Origin of the sequence: Photobacterium sp. GB-72 (genome assembly GCF_003026095.1) — a bacterium.
Classification (GTDB): Bacteria; Pseudomonadota; Gammaproteobacteria; order Enterobacterales; family Vibrionaceae; genus Photobacterium.
This window is the reverse complement of record NZ_PYNV01000002.1, coordinates 25,058-45,260: the sequence shown is the minus strand read 5'-3', so window position 1 is coordinate 45,260 and position 20,203 is coordinate 25,058. Positions and strand designations below refer to the sequence as shown.

The window sequence follows — 20,203 nt, the reverse complement described above, 5'->3', positions numbered from 1 at the left end:
CAAACAAAAAGCAAACGTTTGCGTTATAGCTAAAGTAATCATTTTCTGACACAATAATAGCGTCCACATGCTTAGCCTATATAAAAAGGATTACCATGACCGCCCAAATTATTGATGGGAAATTAATATCCCAAACAGTTCGACAGGAAGTTGCCGCTAGAGTGAAAGCTCGTAAAGATGCTGGTCTTCGTGCACCCGGCTTAGCTGTTGTGCTCGTAGGTCAAGATCCTGCTTCTCAAATTTATGTTGGTAGTAAGCGAAAAGCCTGTGAAGAAGTCGGCTTTGTCTCTAAATCATTCGATCTACCACCAACAGCCTCAGAAGAAGAATTATTACTTCTTATTGACGAATTAAATCTCGATCCAACGATTGATGGCATTTTAGTCCAACTTCCATTACCAGCTGGTATGGATAGCACACGAATTTTAGAGCGTATTGATCCTGAAAAAGATGTTGATGGCTTCCATCCATACAATGTCGGACGCTTAAGTCAACGTATCCCAAAACTACGCTCTTGTACCCCTAAAGGTATTATGACCCTCTTAGAACGTTACAATATTCCGGTACGAGGGAAAGAAGCGATTATTGTTGGCGCTTCTAATATTGTAGGTCGCCCGATGACACTCGAATTATTATTAGCAGGGGCTACAACAACAACTTGTCACCGTTTTACTCAAGATCTTGAGAGCCATGTTCGTCGTGCAGATATCCTTGTCGTCGCTGTAGGTAAACCTAACTTTATTCCTGGCGCTTGGATTAAAGAAGGGGCTACCGTCATTGATGTGGGTATTAACCGATTAGATAATGGTAAATTATGTGGTGATGTTGAATTTGATATTGCCAACCAAAGAGCAAAACATATCACTCCAGTCCCTGGTGGTGTCGGCCCAATGACAGTCGCAACATTAATAGAAAATACTATGTTAGCTTGCGAGCAGTTTCACGGCGAATAATTGGTAATAAAAAGAGTGATACCTATTGCTCTTTTATTCTCCAAAACAATGCTATTTTAAATTAGCAGTCCTCTTCTTATTAACAAATAGAATAAATAAAAAAAGCGATGGAACACCATCGCTTTTTCTTTTGATTATACAATTTATGGCGTCGACTATAAGCTTTTAGCTAGTTGTTTGACATACGCTGTAAATTCTTCACCAAATTGATTATGGCGCAAACCGTACTCAACAAACGCTTTCATGTAACCAATTTTACTACCACAATCATGGCTTACGCCTGACATATGAAATGCATTCACTTGTTGAGATTGCATTAGCATATCGATAGCATCGGTCAATTGAATTTCATCACCCGCGCCAACAGGCGTACGGGCTAATAATGCCCAAATTTCAGCTGGAAGTATGTAACGACCGACAATAGCTAAATTAGAAGGCGCGTCTTCAACTGAAGGCTTCTCAACAACCTTTGTCATCGGTGCTGATTCGCCAGCATGTAATTCCACACCATTAATATCCGCAACACCATAGTTTGACACTTCAGACATAGGAACAGGTTCAACCATCACCTGACTCACTTTAGTCTCGTTAAACATTTTCACCATGGCAGCCATATTATCGCAACGTAAATCGCTCGCAACATCATCCAAAATTACGTCAGGTAAAACAACTGCAAAAGGCGCATCACCAACAAGGGGATGTGCACACAATACTGCATGACCCAAACCTTTAGCTTGACCTTGACGTACATGCATAATGGTCACATCAGGTGGACAAATCGCTTGTACTTCTTCAAGTAGCTGACGTTTTACTCGCGCTTCTAATGTCGCTTCTAATTCAAAAGAGGTATCAAAGTGGTTCTCAATCGAATTTTTTGAAGAATGCGTCACTAAAATAATTTCTTTAATTCCTGCTGCAACACACTCATTCACTACATGCTGAATAAGCGGTTTATCAACAATTGGAAGCATCTCTTTTGGAATAGCTTTGGTTGCAGGTAACATTCGAGTCCCCAGACCAGCAACAGGAATAACAGCTTTACGCACTAATGAAGTATTCAATTTTTTTTCCAGTATATTATGTTTGCAAACATCGTATTAGATGGCTTTCAAATATGCAAAAGAGAGTTCTAACTTACAGAAAAAAGATCATTTTTTAAGTAAATCAATGTTCTCTACGCTTACTTTTACAGGCTTACCTAACAAATTAATCAGCATAAATGAGCGTTTCTCACCATCAGGCTCTTGGTAAATAGCTTCAAGACCTTGAAACTTACCTTGCTCTAACTTTAATTTTTCACCGGGCTGAGGAAGCATTGACAACAAACGTTGATGCTCTTCATTATCTTCATTCATCATTAAATTATAAATAAGTTCTTCACGTACTTTTTGTGGCATTGCACCACAGCGAATAAAGTCAGCCACACCACGTGTTGATCGCACCGACGTATAACTTACCGTTTCAGGATCAAATTGAACAAAAACATAACTTGGAAATAATGGTTCGATTGACTCTATTCGTTTGCCCCTGCTCACTTTTTTTACTGTTACCTGAGGGTAGTAGCAATCCACACCTTGACGATCCAGATTGATCACTGCACGCTCTTGTTCACTGCGCTTACAATAAAGCAAATACCAATCTTTCATCATCAATCCTAAACATTAAAATTCATCGCTATTATATACATAAATAGCTACTTTTTATATTGCGGCTAATTCGGGATATAAAGTATTTATTGAGTGCTTATTGTTGCTCAACTCATTTATGGAAACCAAGACAGTCACCACTTTTACAGTAATTCCACAGTCAAACTTTGTAACATTCATGAACAACCCAAATAGACAGACAAAAGAACCATAAAAAGATTAAAAAACAAAATATAAAACCAAATAATTAATAATAACAAAAGCAATAACATAATTACCATACTAAAAATTAACTTTTCAATTTTGACTAAAAAATCTACAACCATTTGTTTTTCAATAGGTTGAAATGTTTGTCATTTGTTCTTTAAATGTAAAAACTTGCAGTCGTATATATTGTGCTTTATAAAACTACCGGTATTAGCAAACACACCATCACAATAATATAGAGAATCCTATGAGTCATAATAGTAGTGGTACCTTATTGGGCCACCCAAAAGGCTTGTTCCTGTTATTTGGAACTGAGCTATGGGAGCGTTTCTCCTACTACGCCATGCGCGCTATTTTAGTTTTGTACTTAACAGATAAAACAATCAATGGCGGCTTAGGCTGGAGCACTCAAGAAGCATTAAGCCTATATGGTATTTACACCGGTCTTGTCTACTTTACTCCTTTAATTGGTGGATGGATTGCAGATAACTACTTAGGTCAACGTCGATCAATTATTATTGGCGGCGTATTAATGGCTATTGGTCAATTTACTCTCGCACTCCCGCACAGTGTCGTGGATCCTCATGCTGTAAACGCTTTCTATTTAGGCCTTACTTTCCTGATCATTGGTAATGGTTTATTTAAGCCAAACATCTCAACCATGGTGGGTGATCTCTACAAAGAAGGCGATAACCGTCGTGATGGTGCGTTTACTATTTTCTATATGGGTATCAACATAGGTTCATTACTTGCCGGTGTTATTGCAGGTACAGCTTCTGCCATTTATGGCTGGAAAGCAGGTTTCTTATGTGCCGGTATCGGTATGCTACTCAGCCTATTGATCCAACTGTTTTTCGCACAACGTTACCTAGGTGATATTGGTACTGTTCCAGCTGCAATTCGTGATGCAGCAAACAACGCAAGCGGTAAAAAAGAGCCACTAACCAAAATTGAACGTGATCGCCTGAAAGTAATTATGGTGATGTGTACTTTTGTTATCGTATTCTGGGCAGGCTTTGAACAAGCTGGCGGCTTAATGAATATCTATTCTCAAGAATACACAAACCGTATGATTGGTAGTTTCGAAGTGCCGGCAGCTTGGTTCCAATCACTTAATCCATTTTTCATTATTATTTGTGCTCCGATTCTTGCTGCTCTTTGGGTAAAATTGGGTAAGAAAGAGCCAAACTCACCTGTGAAATTTGCACTAGCAATGTTCTCGTTAGCAGTAGGCTTTGCTTGTATGATCGGTGCTGCGCTTGAGCAAGGTGGCGATATGACAGTGAAAACCTCTATGCTATGGCTGATTGGTGCATACTTCTTCCATACGATAGGTGAGTTATGTTTATCACCGATTGGTTTATCAATGGTGACAAAACTTGCACCTCTTCGCTTAGCATCATTAATGATGGGTGCATGGTTTGGTGCTAACGCCATTGCTAACTATATTGCAGGTGAGATTGGTTCACGTATTGGTGAAGCCGGTCCTCTAGCAATCTTCTCTGGTATTGCAATTACTGCAGTGATTGCCGGTGTATTACTGCTGTTACTATCCAATACCTTAATTAATTGGATGCATGGTGCAGAATCTTCATCTAATGACGAAACAACAGAGGTTAAAACAGTAGAAGCGTAATGCCGTACTGATAATAATCCATTTAAGGGTAGTGTTGCTAACACTGCCCTTTTTTACATCTTAATGTTTTTAAAGTTCACACTAAAACTAGCATGCCCCAATTGGCTTAGCGATAAACGCCCACCTGATGGAGACAATGCTAGCTTCGATAACATATTGTGCCTTGCTTCTCGTCCAAGCCATTCACCTGATGCGACTTCAAAAGAGGCATCACTTGTTCGAAGTTGTGCTTCAATACCTGCAGGAAGAATATGCAAACATCTATCAGACAAATCAAATACGCCAAACAAAGCCTTGATAGGTGACGCATAACCTGAGTGCTTCATCCCTTTTTCAATCAATGTGACTAAGTGGCTTAAGCTTTCTAAACAATTACCTTGATTACGTAAATAATCATTAAAAAAAGCACGAATTAATAACGCAGTTGCCGTCGCATTATGATCACCACTACTGGTATCAAGAAGGTAAAAGGCTAATTGACCATCTAATAGCCAAGTATAATCAAGAATAACTGGAAGGGAATCAATGGATTGTAAAACACAATAATTTAACTGCCATCGTCCATAAGTCGATTGTGTTTCAGGCATTAGTCCCACTAATAGCTCACGTGCCGCTTTAGGGTTATTTTGCAAATCTTTAATATGCCATTCCAATTCTTCTTCAACAGGCTCTGTATCTTCTGTAGTATCAAACCATCGATTAGAAAAATCTTGTCGATGATGTGTCGCACTGTCTTGCCCCTTCAATACCGATATCATAGAAGATTTCAGCATTAAAATATTTTCTAATGGCTTTATTAAGAAATCCTTAACACCAAGTCGCAACGCTAAAGCGACATCTGTCATTGCTCCCGTTCCTGAAATAACAATAATTGGTATCATTGGATATTGAATAGACACTTCTTCAACAAACTCCATACCTGTCATAACAGGCATAGCGAGATCGCAGAGTAACAGATCAGGAATATGCTCCTTTAATGCACGTAGCCCTTCTAAACCATTATCAGCCTCTTGCACCAAGCATCCTTGGCTCTCAAGAAAGCCAACAATCATATTTCTAAATACTGGGTCGTCTTCTACAACGAGAACATCTTTCCCTTCTAGCAAAACCACCTCCACCAATACCTACTTAGTTTAAGGCACATTACAAACTGAAATTAAAGGCCTTAAAGACTGTCTAATTTTTGCGACTCTATTAAGCATAGAAAAAACACCACAAAAAATATGTATTCATGAACATTTAATAAAAATAAATTCATTTATGTAATACACTTCAAATTATCGTACCCCTTTATTTTGGTAAATTGACCATAATAAACATGATAAAAATACTATTTCAGTAGGAAAAACAAAGAAAAAGAGATGCATTTGACTCATTTTGTTATACAATTGCTCATCATAAGCGTTCAATAATGACTTTTTTATGAAACTTGACGATCTAAACTTATTCCGCATGGTTGTGGAAAATGGCAGTTATACCGCTGCATCTAGAAAAACCCAGGTACCAGTTGCGACACTGACACGTCGAATTCAAGCACTTGAAGAAGGCCTTAATATTCGCCTGCTTAATCGTCATGCCCGTAAACTGTCACTTACTGAAGCCGGTCAAAAGTTCTATCATGACTGTGCGCCTTTACTACAACAGTTACTTGATACGACTGAACATATTAGTGAAGAGTGTAAAGGTGCAGCGGGCAAGCTACGTATTGCCGCACCAACCAATATTACCAAGGTAATGCTTCAACCTTTATTGAATGCCTTTATGTTGGAACATCCAGCAATTAGCATTCAGCTATATATGAGCAATGAGCCAGATCAACTTGATCCGACGGACTGGGATGTTATGTTCCGTATTGGTCCTCAACGAGATTCAACACTGATCGCTCGTCGTATCAATGAAGTAAAAGATATTCTTGTTGCTAGCCCTGAATATTTAAAGAAAAACCCAGAGCCTAAACATGCTCAAGATCTTCACGACCATGTTTTACTGAAGGGTAATCCTTTACTACGCTGGCGTCTAAACAACCACAACGGCGAAACGGTTACGATTAATGAACGAGGTCGCTTTGAAGCAAGCGAACTTAACGTCGTACGTAAAGCGTGTTGTGCAGGCTTAGGGATCACGTTAATGCCTGATGTTATGCTGGAAAAATACATTACAGCTGGTGAGGTGACTCAAGTACTTAAAAACTGGTCAGCAAACCCACGTGATGTATATTTGATTTATAATCACCGTGATTACCAACCAGAAAAATTACGTCTATTTATTGATTTTGCAAGTCACTACTTTGACTTAGAAAAACACTAAAAACATTTATTAATAACGTAATATTTTAGAAAAATGCCATATTAGCCATTAATATGGCATTTTGTTTTTATCCTGTTAAGAACAATCACCCACATAAAAAAAACATACAGTTACAAACCTTGCCCTCCCCCAAAAACCAAGAATGGCGTACTCTTTCCGCATCTCAGTTTTCTCATGATCTCAAGTCTTGTAGAACTGACTTATTCTGTATATTTACTTAATACTGCCGTCCCCATTAATGCGCATCCATAAAGAGCGTGGATTTATTTATGCATGCTCAATTGTTACTGCAGGACAGGCGATTATCACATCGCCAGTGATCTTATAGAGTCATGGTTTGGGGCCTGAGTTTATCCATAAAAAAGCCGGAGTTTTACACTCCGGCTTATAACTCTATTTGCTCACATATAAGACTTAAATGCCTTCGTTATGTAACTCTAAATTAGCTAAATCTTGCTGAATCTCACGCTGCTTTTTCGAGTCATCACTGCGTAGTGAATCTAAATACTCTAAGTACTTTTGGTTCACATCACCGGTTACGTAATTACCATTAAACACAGACGTTTCAAATAATTTAATTTCAGGGTTTCCTTCAGCGACGGCATCAACAAGATCTTGTAAATCTTGGAAAATAAGACCATCGGCACCGATAATATTTGAAATTTCATCCACTTCGCGACCATGAGCAATTAACTCATTAGCGCTTGGCATATCAATACCATAGACATTAGGGAAACGAATTTCAGGTGCTGCTGATGCTAAGTAAACTTTCTTCGCACCTGCCTCTCTTGCCATTTCGATTATCTGCTCTGATGTGGTACCACGAACAATAGAGTCATCGACTAACAGTACATTTTTATCTTTAAATTCAGAGCGAATGGCATTGAGTTTACGACGCACAGACTTACGACGCATTTGTTGCCCTGGCATGATAAACGTACGGCCCACATAACGGTTTTTAACAAAGCCTTGGCGATATGGTTTATCTAACGTACGTGCAATTTCTAGCGCACTGTCACAAGAAGTTTCTGGAATAGGAATAACAACATCGATATCAATATCTGCCCATTCTCGTTTAATCTTTTCACCCAGCTTGGTGCCCATCGCTAAACGCGCGCCATAAACAGAGACTTTATCAATAAATGAATCAGGACGAGCAAAATAAACAAACTCAAATACACATGGATTTAACTGTGGATTATCGGCACATTGCTGAGTAAATAATTGCCCATCAAAAGTGATGTAAACGGCTTCACCAGGTGCAATATCACGGACAAAATCAAAACCAACCGCATCAAGCGCCACTGATTCTGAAGCTACCATGTATTCGGCTTTACCTTGTTCTTCACGCTTACCAATACATAAAGGGCGAATACCATTTGGATCACGAAATGCAATTAAGCCATGACCGATAACCATAGCAACAACCGCATACGCACCTTTTACAATTCGGTGAACTTCACTGATTGCTTTAAAAATTTCCTCAGGGCTAATAGGATAACTTGGACAATGCTCAAGTTGATTTGCCAGAATATTCAGTAAAATCTCAGAATCTGAGGTTGTATTGACATGACGTTTAGCTTGCTCAAATAAGGTCTCACGAATATCTGCTGCGTTGGTTAAATTACCATTATGAGCCAGTGAAATACCGTAAGGAGAATTAACATAAAACGGTTGGGCTTCTGATGCACTAGAGCTACCCGCAGTTGGATAACGCACGTGTCCGATACCTACATTACCTTGTAAGCGTTGCATGTGTTTAGCTTCAAAGACATCACGCACTAAACCATTCGCTTTACGCAGACGGAAACGATTGCTTTCTAAGGTACAAATACCCGCAGCATCTTGGCCGCGATGTTGCAGCACAGTAAGTGCATCATAGATAGACTGGTTTACCGGGGTTGAGCCCACGATTCCAACAATACCACACATTTCCAAAATCCTCGTCGTGCATAAAAATACAGTTACCAAATCGAATAAATTTGGTAACTGCTATTAATTTGGCGCTATTTCATGTTAGGTAAGAAGCTTGAACTGTGTTTGATATAGGAAAAAAACCATTCAATGACAACGCCAAACTGTGGGATGAGTTTTGACTGTTTCCACCAATCAGCACTTGCAAACCCTGTAAAGGCATCGAGAAAGAACAATACTGCCGCAACAATTAACACGCCGCGAACCCCACCAAAAACTACGCCCAAAACTCTATCAGTACCAGATAAACCTGTTTTCTGTACTAACTGACCAATAACATAGTTAACTACCGCGCCAACAATCAGCGTTGCGATAAATAAAACGGCAATAGCGCTACCGTTGCGAAGCATTTCATCATGAAAGTTTGTAAAGTAAACCGCAAGCTGTGGGTAGAAATTACTCGCCACAAAAAACGCAGTAAACCAGATAACTAATGAAAGTGCTTCTTTAACAAAACCACGGATTAAACTTACCAAAGCGGAAAAGCCAATCACGGCTAAAATTACATAATCAATCCAGATCATCATGTGTATTTCGTCTTGTTGATGCGTATTCTAACAGAAAAAATGAAGACGCAAACGTTTACTTAAGGTTTTATTGGGCTAAATTGATACAATTTACCACTTAACCCGGTTAATTTTTTCAAGTTATCAATCTTAGCCAAAAGCTTATCTTTTGAAAGATCTGGTCCCACAACAACTTTTACATACTGACCCGGTTGCGCATCTTTAGGTAATAAATGTGCCTGGTAACCATTTAATCGCAGCTTCGCCACTAGTGCGCTGGCATTCTTAAAATTACCAAACGTACCTAATTGGATCATCCAGCCACTATTTTTTAATCCTTGCTCAGACACAACTGCAGGCTCTGGCTTTACAACAGGTTGGGGGGTTACGACAGTTTTTGGTTGCTCAACGGGCACAACAGGCTGTTCAGGTTGAGGTGCTTTGTCTTCTTCAACGGTATAGGTTTCATTATTATCACCTGATGATGTTGAAACCGTATCTTTACCATTATCCACTGTTACTGTGACAGGATCTTTAGGTAGCTCCGAATTTACCGTTTCAGGGTTAGGTATTTGAGTAAACTCCTTTTGATCACCCATTTTAGGCTGCAACGGAATGCTTTCGAACTGCTCTTTATAGTGCTGTTTTTGCCCATCAAAAAGATCAGGAAGAAAAATCACGCCAACGGTTACCAAAATAATGGTACCAATCAGTCGATTTTGAAATTGGCTAGCCACATGGACTCCTATACTATTTAACCACTTTATAATAAAAGTGTTTTTCACTCATTAACGTAAATGACTCGTTATTTGCCCGACAGTGTAAAACGAGCCAAAGACGATTACCATATCATCTCGGTTAGCTTGTGTTAGCGCTTGGTCAAATGCAGCCTCTGGCTTATCAAAACCCATACAATCTGGTGGTAAATACTGCAATATTTCATCGGCAGTCGCCGCTCTTGGGCCCGTTAAAGAAGCGGGATACCAATGATCTACTACATCTTTCATCATTGCGATAGTCGACGCGATATCTTTATCGTGAAGCATCGCAACGACAGCATGAATATGCTTCTTACCTTCTTTTTGTTTAATTCGGTTTAATTGCTGAGCGAAATACTCGGCTGAATGGGGATTATGTGCGACATCCATAATGATCAATGGATCATCACTCACACGCTGCATACGTCCTGGTAATCGAGCTTTACTTAAACCTTGAATAATATTCTCTTCCGAGATATCAAGCTCTGCCGTTCCTAAAGCCATTAATGCTGTGGCTGCATTAGGGAGCGGTAAATTAGGTAGTGGCAAGTGAGATAAATCAAATGCACCACACTGCCAGTTCCAATGGTCATCGGCTACTTGATAATCAAATTGATAACCAACTTGATGTAATTCTGCGCCAATATCATCCGCGTGAGCAGGAACCGTAGCTGGCGGATGAGGTTGGCCGCAAATAGCCGGTTTACCTGAGCGGAAAATACCTGCTTTTTCATAACCAATTACGTCTATATTATCACCAAGCCAATCGACATGATCGATTGCAAGACTGGTGATCACGCTAACATCATGATCAACAATATTAGTGGCATCTAATCGCCCACCAAGGCCAACTTCCAATACAACAACATCCACTTGATGTGTTTTAAATAGTGTTAACGCAGCAAGCGTACCAAATTCAAATAAGCTTAAACTTATATCACCCCGCGCAGCTTCAACGCTTGCAAATGCTTTGCTATGTTCACCGTCGTCAAGCTCTTTATTATTGATACGAACACGTTCGTTATAACGTACAAGGTGGGGAGAACTATAAACACCAACCTTATAACCCGCTTCAATTAAGATAGCTTCTAGCATGGCACAGGTTGAACCTTTACCATTAGTACCCGCAACAGTAATAACACAAGGCGCAGGTTTAAGAAGATTTGCTTTTTCACCCACAGCTTTAACACGATCTAATCCAAGATCGATTGCACTGGTATGTAATTGCTCAAGATATTTCAGCCATGTTGAAAGCGAGGCTGTCGCTTGTGGTGCAGTCAATCCTGACATGAGAAATCATTCACTTGTTTATAAATTACTTGAGCCATAATTTACCATCGAATCTTAAATAACTTAAACCTATGACGATATAAATTCGATTAAACGCCACGTTAATGGCAATAGCGCTATTACATACTCAAAAAAAAACCGCCTAGCGATTAGCTAAACGGCTTCTATATTCATCAATCAATATAATCAATTAGGTGTTTTCTGAATCTTCAGCTTGGACAGGAGCCTCAACAGACTCTGGCTTACTATCGACAGAAACAACTAACGGTGATGCTTGGTTGGTCATTTTGGCAACAAGACCTGCAACACGCTGACGCATTTCACGGCGATCAACAATCATATCAATCGCACCATGTTCAAGGAGGAACTCACTACGTTGGAAGCCTTCTGGTAGCTTCTCACGTACGGTTTGCTCAATAACACGTTGACCTGCAAAACCGATCAGTGCTTTGGGTTCACCAATATTGATGTCACCAAGCATTGCAAGGGATGCTGATACCCCACCCATAGTTGGATCGGTTAACACAGAGAAGAAAGGTAAGCCTTTCGCTGATAAACGCTCTAACGCCGCACTGGTTTTTGCCATTTGCATCAGTGACATCAACGCTTCTTGCATACGTGCACCGCCACTTGCAGAGAAGCAGATCAATGGGCAGTTATTTTCAATTGCCGCATCCACTGCTCGTACAAATTTAGCACCAACGACAGAGCCCATTGAACCGCCCATAAAAGAGAATTCAAAAGCACATGCAACAATAGGTAGACCTAAGACTTCCCCTTTCATTGCGATTAATGCATCTTTTTCACCCGTGGCTTTTTGCGCGCTATACAAACGATCTTTGTACTTTTTAGAATCGCGGAATTTAAGCTTATCTTGCGGCTCTAGCTCTGCGGCAATCTCAACTTGCGTATCTGCGTCTAAGAAAGTTTCAAGACGACGACGTGCTTTCATACGCATGTGATGATCACACTTAGGGCACACCTCTAGATTGCGCTCAAGATCTGCATGGTACAGTACTTGATCACAAGAGGTACATTTCGTCCAAACGCCCTCAGGAATCGACACTTTTCGTGAAGAGACAATGTTGCTTTTAGTTAGAATCTTTTCAAGCCAGCTCATGAATGACCTTTATTCTTTAATGCTTCCGCCGTCAATGGCCGAAGATACAAATTCATTGGATAACGATCAGAGATTAAAACACAATCTTACTAATCTGTAGATAAAAAACTGGTACTACCTTATCAAGCTAACCCTTGTAACTCAATCAGCTAAGAATAACGGACCTAATGGTACACGCGGTAAATTGTGCTCTTTCGGGTAATCAACATCAACCAAATACAAGCCTTCAGCTTTGGCTGTTGCTCCTGCTAATGTGCGATTTTTTTGCGCAAGTAGCCACTCAATCCACTCTGGTTTTTCTTCACCTTTGCCGACTTTAATTAAGCTACCAGTGATGTTACGTACCATATGGTGAACAAACGCATTCGCTTTGATATCAATGATCACAAAGTCGCCTTGGCGAGTGACATTCAGGTGCATTAAATTACGCCATGGGCTTCGAGATTGACAGTGAACCGCGCGGAACGACGTAAAATCATTTTCACCCAGTAAGTACTGACCAGCCTCATGCATTTTTTTCTCATCAAGATGGCCGTGATAATGGCTAACACCATTACCTAAAATAGCGGGACGTAAGGCGTTATTAAAAATGATGTAACGATAACGGCGTGCTGTCGCAGTAAAACGAGCATGAAAATCCTCATTCACTTCTGTCGCCCAACGTACCGCAATATCTTTAGGAAGATGAGCATTAGCGCCCATCGTCCACGCCACCATTTTGCGATCAATATTAATATCGAAGTGAACAACCTGCCCCGTGCCATGAACGCCAGCATCAGTTCGTCCAGCACAGAAGACTTCTACTGGTTGATTGGCGACTTTAGAGAGAGCTTTTTCCAAACGCTCTTGTACGCTATCTACATCACGTTGGCGTTGCCAGCCATAATACTTAGCACCATCGTACTCTACACCTAAAGCTATTCGCATAATTTATTCAACTTCGATTAATCAAACCTATGTAAACCACTAACACGTAATTTACGAAACTGTTCCGAATTATAAGTAATTCACAAGATAAGGGAAAGAATAGCGCGATAGGGATAACATAATGCAGCAAGTAAAAATAAAAAAGCACGATAGAATTATCCTACCGTGCTTGTTCTATCTTAAACAAGAGTGATGTTACAACTTCAAAAGCAATCTTTTGGCTTCTGCTTGAAGATCTTGTTCAGCATTTTTCGCAATATCCTCTAATAAACCAACAGCACCTTCGCTATCATTCATTTCTAAATAAGCTTTAGCCAAATCAAGTTTACTTGCATACTCACCATTAGTATCAACATCATAGTCACCAATACTGGCTAACATATCAGGATACTCGTCAAGCCCTACCTCTAAATTTAAAGGATTGGTATCGGGATCAACTTGCTGATGCGATGGGTCATCTTTCATTAATTCATCAATACTAATATAAGATGGTTTTTCAGCTATAGATTGTTCAGCCAGTAACTCACTGGTTGCTACGCTTTCCAGATCATTGGTATGTAATGAGAAGTCAGACTCTAACGAAACAGACTTCACGTCGTCTTTTACCAAATGCGGTTGTTGTGTCCAATCTTCTTGAGCTAACTCAGGCTCAGATACCGAGGTTTGCCATACTTTAGCATCATCATCAGACATCTCATCGTCAAAAGTATAATCTGCTTCTAACTCATCTTCTGTTTGCGTTAATAATCCATCACGTTCACCGTCTTCTAAACCCAGCCCAGAGCGATCCACTTGCTGTTTGGGTAATTCATCCATTAATAATGGTTCAGTCTCAACATCAGTCGTGTTGTCACTAACCTCTTGTGGCTGTATTGACTGAGATGGGCCTTCATTATCTGCATTACCTGCATTATCATTTAATGAATCATCAAACAGTAATGCATCCATATCAAGACCTGCAGAATCAACCATGGTTTGATCCAACTGATCTAATACAACTGGCTTCTCTGTTACCTCAATAGGCTCTTCATTGGGTAAACGTAAACCTTGTTCAATTTCATATTGCTCAAGCTCATGTTGTTCATCCAATGAGGCTTGCAGCGCTTCACCTTCATCAAACTCTGGAATGGTCGTTGGATCGAGTTTTTCAAAAGGATAAACATCCCTTTGAGCGGTATCAAATGGCGATACTTCATTTTCACTAGCAACCGTTGATGCTGGTAACGATGACTCATCAGGTAATTCAGGAGCGGTTTCAGCAACAAAATCTACTGTATTTTCAGGAGATAATTCAGATTTAGGTGAATACTTATCTGCAGCTTCCGCGGCTTGCTGCAATTGACGAATAACATTATCAAGTGCGATTTGCTCATCAATGTCGTTATTAAGTTCTGTTTCGTCAAAAGGCTCAGCATCAGGATCATCCAATGCCGCTTGTTCATCAAATTCAGGTAAATCATCGAGTGATAATACGTCTTGATGAACAGCATCTTCTTGTGGTGATTCATACACATCATCAGCAAATGCTTTTAATGCATCCTCTTCATCAAAAGAAGGAAGATCGTCTACATTTAGCGGTTCATGTTGCTCTGCTGCAACATGACTCGCTAATGCATCTTGCTCATCTAGTTCACGTTCAAGATCTGAAACGGTTAATGGCTTAACATCACTGTCTAGCGATTGACGATAAAAGTCTTCGTCTAAAACATCATCTAAGATCTCATCGAATTTCTGTTCACTACTTGGCGATAAAGTTTGCAGCTCTTCAGTATTTTGTGACTCAAGGACTTCTTTCGATGGCGTATCGCGAGTGTCACTCGCAAATTCAGACGTGAAAACATCATTCGGTGCTTCTTCACTAGGCAATTCAGTTACAACTTCAGACCCTAATATATCAGGCTCTAAAGTATCAGCATTGCTTTCATCAGTAAGAGATATGTCTTTTTCCTGTTGTGCATATTTTTCAACATCACTTTCAGGATTAATAACATCCTGTGATTTCTGCTCTAGATCAGAAGCGAATGATGGCGATTCGATAATTTCATCAAGATGTTGATTCTCATTATTAGGAGCATCTTGTTCATCGACTGCTGCTAACTGCTCAGATAAAATTTCATCTAATAATTCAGTACTGGATTCATCAATTGCAATGTGATCTTGTTTTGATGAGATATCAGCATCATTGTCTTTTAATAATTCATCAAGCAATTCAGTACTATCTTCAGCCACTTCTATCGTTGAATCAGATTGTTCCGGTTCATCTTCATCTAAGATCAACTCATCAAGCAATGCTGTACTGTCTTCAGCCACTTCTATCGTTGAATCAGACTGTTCCGGTTCATCTTCATCTAAGATCAACTCATCAAGTAATGCGGTACTGTCTTCTTCAAGTTCAATATCACTACTTAATTCATCATCTTCTACTAACTCATCAAGTAATGCAGTACTACCTTCTTCAAAAACACGTTCATCATCTTGTGTTTCATCCGTCAGTTCATCTGAAACAGTTTGATCTAATTCAGGTAAATCAGCACCAAAGCTACCAAATAATGCATCCAATTCATCTTGGTCAATATTCTCAGAGGCTTTAACTTCAACATCTTTTGACTCATCATTAATTTCAGACGTAGCGCGGTCTTGGCTTTGCTCTTCTGCTTGTTGCAAAATTTCATCTAATAACGATTGCTCTAACAAGCCATTATCTAACTCTTCATCTTCGTTATCTGCTGGCAATGGCTTAACATCGTCATTATCACTAAGATCAAAGTCATCCTGAGATAAATCAAAATCATCGAGACTATTTTCAGAATCTTCATTTTTCGCTGATTCATTGAGAGATTTCTCCCACATTAACGCTAAGGCTTCATCTGAACTTGGCTCGCTCTCATTATCCATTTCATCAAGAGCACGCTCCATGTCTTCTAAACCAATAGCATCATCACCTTTAACTGAAATACTACTACTTAAGTTATTTTCAAAAGCTTCATCAAATTCAATATCATTAACAACTGCTGATTCAGTCTTCGTATCAGCGTCATCGCTAAATTCAGTAACAGACTCTTTTACCTCTTCTTTCTCATTTTTAGTTGACGGATCATTTTTATCATCAATATCTAACGTAAAGTCAGGCTCATTGAATAGATCATCATCCGCAAACAGGTCATCTAGGTCATCTGAAGTATCAAGAGCTTGCTCATCACCATCAATAGGAGGGATGGCAACAGGTGCCGTTTCAGCAGCTGAAACCTCTGGAGCATTTAATGATTTCACCTCATCTTGCTCTTCTTCTTTACGACGCAATAAGAAGAATGCCAGCAATGCAGCAAGTAAACCGCCAGGAATAATACCAGCAGCAGCTAATGCCCAAGGGTTATTAGCCAGTGAATCAAACCAGGTTGAAGTAGGTGGTGTCACAGGTTGTGGCGCATTTTGCAGTTGTTTTTGTTGCTCTAAGAAAGTCAGCAGTTCTTGGCGTACATCATCGCTATCTTTAACTTGATCTTTTAATGCATCAACTTCTTGTTGCATTTCCGCTAAGCGTAAACGAAGCATGTGGTTACTTTCCACCAGCTTTGTCATTTGCTCATCTGTCATCGCTTTTTGCTGTTCTGATAATTCAGGCTTGGCAGGAATAGCCGTATTTTCTACATTATCAACATCAGCAACTTCAACGTTTTCAGTTTTAGGCGTTTCAGAAATATTCGCGGTTGATTCAGCTGGTGTCGCTGCACTAATCACAGCAGCAGTTGTTGCTACCGCTACCGCTTTCTCTATTGTTTTTGCTGGAACATTTGTTGTTGAGTTAGCCGTTTCATCAACTACCGCCACAGGCTTTACAACTGGCTCTGCGGGCTGTGTGCTTTTTACGTCTTTTTTCGCTGCTTGCTCTGCTTGTATTTTTTGTAGTTCTTCAGGCTTAGGCTTTAATTTTACAACACGTTTTTGACTAGCTGGCTTTGCTTTAATATAGGGTGCACGTCTTTTATCCGCTTCTAATTGACGACGGATCAAGCTCTCTTTCTCGTTCTTAACCTGGCTTAATGTTGGCATAACCAAGGTACTACCAGGGATCAATCCATGAATATTGCTGTTTTCAAATGCTTGTGGATTAACGTGATAAATAGCACCGATAACTTGGTATACAGATACTGAAGCATTAGGACGATTTCGAGATGCGATTGACCACAAGGTTTCTTTTTCACCTGTAGGGCCATAACGACGAGTAGAAAGTGGTGCAGTGTTAGACTGCGAAATTGAACGCAGATCAGGTGTATCAATACCTCGGCTCGCTTGCGAATAGGATCCATCCTCATTCGACGGGCCAATAATCCGAACAGTATTCGCATTCACCACAGGCAAATAAGAAGAAATGGTAACGAAAGCTACCGGTACAATAAAGCGCTTTACTATCTTAGGGATATCAGACACTGCCTGCGTTCCTCTCTGGCAGAGATAAATAAGCCGAAAACGTTAATTCAATGAACGCATTTCGAAACAATACGAGTTGCTTATATGTTCTACAAACTACACATATAACGACAACATAAAGAAAATCTTAAGGTTGTTATGGCTAATTTTTGCTAGCTGACGATGTATGTCAAGTGACTACTTAGGGTTTTACCAGCAAGATCATGGAAATGAGAAAGGAGCAATCTCTTGCTCCTTTTTTTATTTCTTTTACAAATATTCTTCAATTAGCTTTTCAGCAATCTGAATACTATTTGTTGCCGCACCTTTACGAACGTTATCAGCTACAACCCACATATTCAGACCACATGGGTGACTAATATCTTCACGGATGCGACCTACCATCACGTGATCTTTACCTACTGAATCTGTTACCTGTGTTGGGTAATCAGTACCATGGAAGACTTCAATACCATCAGTATTTTCAAGTAGATTAATTGCATCTTCGATAACAACAGGTTGATGCGTTTCAACATGAACCGCTTCTGCATGACCAAAGAAAGCAGAAACACGCACACAAGTTGGGTTAACACGAATACTTGAGTCGCCAAGAATTTTTTGTGTTTCCCACACCATTTTCATTTCTTCTTTGGTGTAACCGTTATCCATAAACTCATCGATATGAGGTATGCAGTTAAATGCAATTTGCTTGTCATAAGCACTGTTTTCAGCTGGCAAACCATTTAGCAATTTTGCTGTTTGACCGGCAAGCTCATCAATTCCCTTACGACCAGAGCCAGATACCGATTGATAAGTCGCAACATTAATACGATCAATACCATAAGCATCTTGAATTGGCTTAAGAGCAACTAACATTTGAATCGTAGAGCAATTGGGATTTGCAATAATATTACGGTTGCGGTAATCAGCAATCGCTTCAGGGTTTACTTCAGGGATCACTAACGGAACATCATACTCATAACGGAATTCAGATGTGTTATCGATAACCACTACACCAAAATCTGTGGCAATAGGCGCCCAATGACGTGATGCTTCAGCGCCTGCTGAAAACAAAGCAATTTGAACTTGGCCCCAATCGAAATCTTCCACGTTCTTCACACGGATTGATTTACCTTTAAAACGTAACACTTTGCCAGAGCTACGATCACTTGCCAGCAAGTAAAGATTGCGAACAGGAAAATTACGCTCTTCTAGCACCTCGACCATAGCTTCGCCGACAGCACCTGTTGCGCCTAGTATTGCGATATCATATTCCTGACTCATTGAGTGACCTCTACTACTGTAAAACCTAATTTAGCCAGCGACTCTACCTCAAAATCGGCCTTGCCTGCTACTGTAATTGCACTATATTCACGGCGATCCCAGTAGTTTTTTCGCATCATATCAAAAGCAGTGGCCATTTTGCTGTTATCGTCACCAGCTAGCTGCATTTGACGACGGAACATACCGTCATCTTTACGTACATCATACACCAATTGGGTAAGGCTAAATAAACTTGCCTCGTCCCATTGACGACTTAATTCAACTTGAGGAATTGGCGCAACAGGCAATAGTTCACTCGCATCTACCTGCTTATCAACACCTAGAAACTCACAAAAGCGGTTGAAAACCATGGTTGTTCCACGCGCTTTACCTTCAAGCCCATATCCAGCCACATGCGGTGTCGCAAAAGCTAAATACGGTAGTAGCTCTAAATCCACCAATGGCTCTTGCTCAAACACATCAAGTACTGCTGTAAGTGCCTTCCCTGTACCATTATGAGAAGCCACTAAGGCCGCTTTTAAAGCACTATTATCAACAATAGGACCACGTGCCGCATTAATTAAAATAGCATTGGGTTTTAATGCATTTAGAAAAGCGTCGTTGACTAAGTGATGAGTTGGAAACTCGACATAGCGAGTTAACGGGGTATGGGTTGTGATGACATCACACTCAGCAAGTAGCGTTTCAACTGAATCAAATTGACGTTCATCGCCTTGCGCTTGCTTTAACGGATCGTTAAGCAGGTAACGAATACCTAATGCATCTAAACATTTCGCCAAATATGAGCCAACATTACCAGCACCAATAATCCCAACAGTGCGATCAAAAATAGAAAAGCCTTGTTGCTGCCCTAATACCATTAAGCTACTCAGTACGTACTCGGCAACACCCACTTTGTTACAGCCTGGTGCTGCAGTGAAAGTAATACCACGCTCAGCTAATAGCGGTTGATCAACATGATCTTGTCCTGCTGTTGCAGTTCCCACAAATTTTAACTTATCGGCTTTTTCTAACAGACCGTTATTAACTTTCGTCACCGAGCGGATCATCAGGGCATCAATCCCTACCAAATCATCAGCCGTTAAATTTCGACCTGGTTTGGCGATGACCTCACCAAGCTCACTAAACAACGCCAACGCATACGGCATATTTTCATCAATAAGGATTTTCATTTCGGCTTCCCTGCTT

At 40.1% G+C, this 20,203-nt stretch carries 15 protein-coding genes; 3 read left to right on the top strand and 12 right to left on the bottom strand.

The genetic code is table 11. The features are described 5' to 3' along the window. The first annotated feature begins 95 nt into the window (after positions 1–95). On the top strand, positions 96–953 hold the full coding sequence (gene folD / locus C9J40_RS03525; protein ID WP_107245750.1) for a bifunctional methylenetetrahydrofolate dehydrogenase/methenyltetrahydrofolate cyclohydrolase FolD: 858 nt from the start codon (positions 96–98) through the stop codon (positions 951–953). Positions 954–1,108: 155 nt separating this feature from the next. Here the strand turns inward: folD and galU are convergent, their stop codons facing one another. Together galU and rfaH are read right to left on the bottom strand one after the other, a co-directional pair. After that, a complete protein-coding gene (gene galU, locus C9J40_RS03520; RefSeq protein ID WP_107206066.1) occupies positions 1,109–2,014 on the bottom strand; it encodes a UTP--glucose-1-phosphate uridylyltransferase GalU in 906 nt (301 codons plus the stop codon). A gap of 87 nt (positions 2,015–2,101) precedes the next feature. Further along, the gene (rfaH, locus tag C9J40_RS03515; RefSeq protein WP_107245748.1) at positions 2,102–2,599 is read right to left on the bottom strand and encodes a transcription/translation regulatory transformer protein RfaH; all 498 of its coding nucleotides are present in this window, start codon (positions 2,597–2,599) and stop codon (positions 2,102–2,104) included. A gap of 454 nt (positions 2,600–3,053) precedes the next feature. Between rfaH and C9J40_RS03510 the strand changes: the two genes are divergently transcribed. Next, positions 3,054–4,442 carry a peptide MFS transporter gene (locus C9J40_RS03510; RefSeq protein WP_107245746.1) on the top strand — a complete coding sequence of 463 codons (1,389 nt, stop codon included), beginning with the start codon at positions 3,054–3,056 and terminating at the stop codon, positions 4,440–4,442. A gap of 53 nt (positions 4,443–4,495) precedes the next feature. Here C9J40_RS03510 and C9J40_RS03505 read toward each other — a convergent pair whose 3' ends face one another. Beyond that, positions 4,496–5,548, bottom strand: a complete 1,053-nt coding sequence (locus C9J40_RS03505; RefSeq protein ID WP_107206464.1) for a response regulator — start codon at positions 5,546–5,548, stop codon at positions 4,496–4,498. 316 nt (positions 5,549–5,864) lie between these two features. Here C9J40_RS03505 and C9J40_RS03500 point away from each other — a divergent pair, with 316 nt between their 5' ends. After that, positions 5,865–6,749: a LysR family transcriptional regulator gene (locus C9J40_RS03500; RefSeq protein ID WP_107206063.1), complete on the top strand. Its 885-nt coding sequence runs from the start codon at positions 5,865–5,867 to the stop codon at positions 6,747–6,749. 414 nt (positions 6,750–7,163) lie between these two features. On the opposite strand, the gene purF is transcribed toward C9J40_RS03500, so the two are convergent. The 9 genes from purF to C9J40_RS03450 form a co-directional block, all read right to left on the bottom strand. Next, positions 7,164–8,681 carry an amidophosphoribosyltransferase gene (gene purF / locus C9J40_RS03490; protein ID WP_107206062.1) on the bottom strand — a complete coding sequence of 506 codons (1,518 nt, stop codon included), beginning with the start codon at positions 8,679–8,681 and terminating at the stop codon, positions 7,164–7,166. Positions 8,682–8,755: 74 nt separating this feature from the next. Continuing rightward, a complete protein-coding gene (gene cvpA, locus C9J40_RS03485; protein ID WP_006646399.1) occupies positions 8,756–9,247 on the bottom strand; it encodes a colicin V production protein in 492 nt (163 codons plus the stop codon). Between the two features lie 62 nt (positions 9,248–9,309). Further along, positions 9,310–9,966, bottom strand: coding sequence for a cell division protein DedD (gene dedD, locus C9J40_RS03480; RefSeq protein WP_107245744.1), 657 nt, complete (start codon positions 9,964–9,966; stop codon positions 9,310–9,312). A 51-nt stretch (positions 9,967–10,017) separates the two neighbouring features. Beyond that, on the bottom strand, positions 10,018–11,277 hold the full coding sequence (gene folC, locus C9J40_RS03475) for a bifunctional tetrahydrofolate synthase/dihydrofolate synthase (RefSeq protein ID WP_107245743.1): 1,260 nt from the start codon (positions 11,275–11,277) through the stop codon (positions 10,018–10,020). 190 nt (positions 11,278–11,467) lie between these two features. Continuing rightward, complete coding sequence (gene accD / locus C9J40_RS03470) at positions 11,468–12,397, bottom strand: acetyl-CoA carboxylase, carboxyltransferase subunit beta (RefSeq protein WP_107245741.1); 930 nt, start codon at positions 12,395–12,397, stop codon at positions 11,468–11,470. A 141-nt stretch (positions 12,398–12,538) separates the two neighbouring features. Continuing rightward, complete coding sequence (gene truA, locus C9J40_RS03465) at positions 12,539–13,324, bottom strand: tRNA pseudouridine(38-40) synthase TruA (RefSeq protein ID WP_107206058.1); 786 nt, start codon at positions 13,322–13,324, stop codon at positions 12,539–12,541. Positions 13,325–13,519: 195 nt separating this feature from the next. After that, the gene (locus tag C9J40_RS03460; RefSeq protein ID WP_107245740.1) at positions 13,520–17,752 is read right to left on the bottom strand and encodes a FimV/HubP family polar landmark protein; all 4,233 of its coding nucleotides are present in this window, start codon (positions 17,750–17,752) and stop codon (positions 13,520–13,522) included. A gap of 249 nt (positions 17,753–18,001) precedes the next feature. Then, positions 18,002–19,015: an aspartate-semialdehyde dehydrogenase gene (locus C9J40_RS03455; RefSeq protein WP_045127745.1), complete on the bottom strand. Its 1,014-nt coding sequence runs from the start codon at positions 19,013–19,015 to the stop codon at positions 18,002–18,004. Then, positions 19,012–20,187: a 4-phosphoerythronate dehydrogenase gene (locus C9J40_RS03450; RefSeq protein ID WP_107245738.1), complete on the bottom strand. Its 1,176-nt coding sequence runs from the start codon at positions 20,185–20,187 to the stop codon at positions 19,012–19,014. The genes C9J40_RS03455 and C9J40_RS03450 overlap by 4 nt, the downstream gene beginning before the upstream one ends. Positions 20,188–20,203 lie beyond the last annotated feature (16 nt).

Excerpts from the sequence above, each read along its gene's own strand:
- C9J40_RS03455 (WP_045127745.1), bottom strand. The coding sequence starts at position 19,015 with ATGAGTCAGGAATATGATATCGCAATACTAGGCGCAACAGGTGCTGTC.
- truA (WP_107206058.1), bottom strand. The coding sequence starts at position 13,324 with ATGCGAATAGCTTTAGGTGTAGAGTACGATGGTGCTAAGTATTATGGC.
- purF (WP_107206062.1), bottom strand. The coding sequence starts at position 8,681 with ATGTGTGGTATTGTTGGAATCGTGGGCTCAACCCCGGTAAACCAGTCT.
- rfaH (WP_107245748.1), bottom strand. The coding sequence starts at position 2,599 with ATGAAAGATTGGTATTTGCTTTATTGTAAGCGCAGTGAACAAGAGCGT.
- folD (WP_107245750.1), top strand. The coding sequence starts at position 96 with ATGACCGCCCAAATTATTGATGGGAAATTAATATCCCAAACAGTTCGA.
- C9J40_RS03450 (WP_107245738.1), bottom strand. The coding sequence starts at position 20,187 with ATGAAAATCCTTATTGATGAAAATATGCCGTATGCGTTGGCGTTGTTT.
- accD (WP_107245741.1), bottom strand. The coding sequence starts at position 12,397 with ATGAGCTGGCTTGAAAAGATTCTAACTAAAAGCAACATTGTCTCTTCA.
- C9J40_RS03510 (WP_107245746.1), top strand. The coding sequence starts at position 3,054 with ATGAGTCATAATAGTAGTGGTACCTTATTGGGCCACCCAAAAGGCTTG.
- folC (WP_107245743.1), bottom strand. The coding sequence starts at position 11,277 with ATGTCAGGATTGACTGCACCACAAGCGACAGCCTCGCTTTCAACATGG.
- cvpA (WP_006646399.1), bottom strand. The coding sequence starts at position 9,247 with ATGATCTGGATTGATTATGTAATTTTAGCCGTGATTGGCTTTTCCGCT.
- C9J40_RS03500 (WP_107206063.1), top strand. The coding sequence starts at position 5,865 with ATGAAACTTGACGATCTAAACTTATTCCGCATGGTTGTGGAAAATGGC.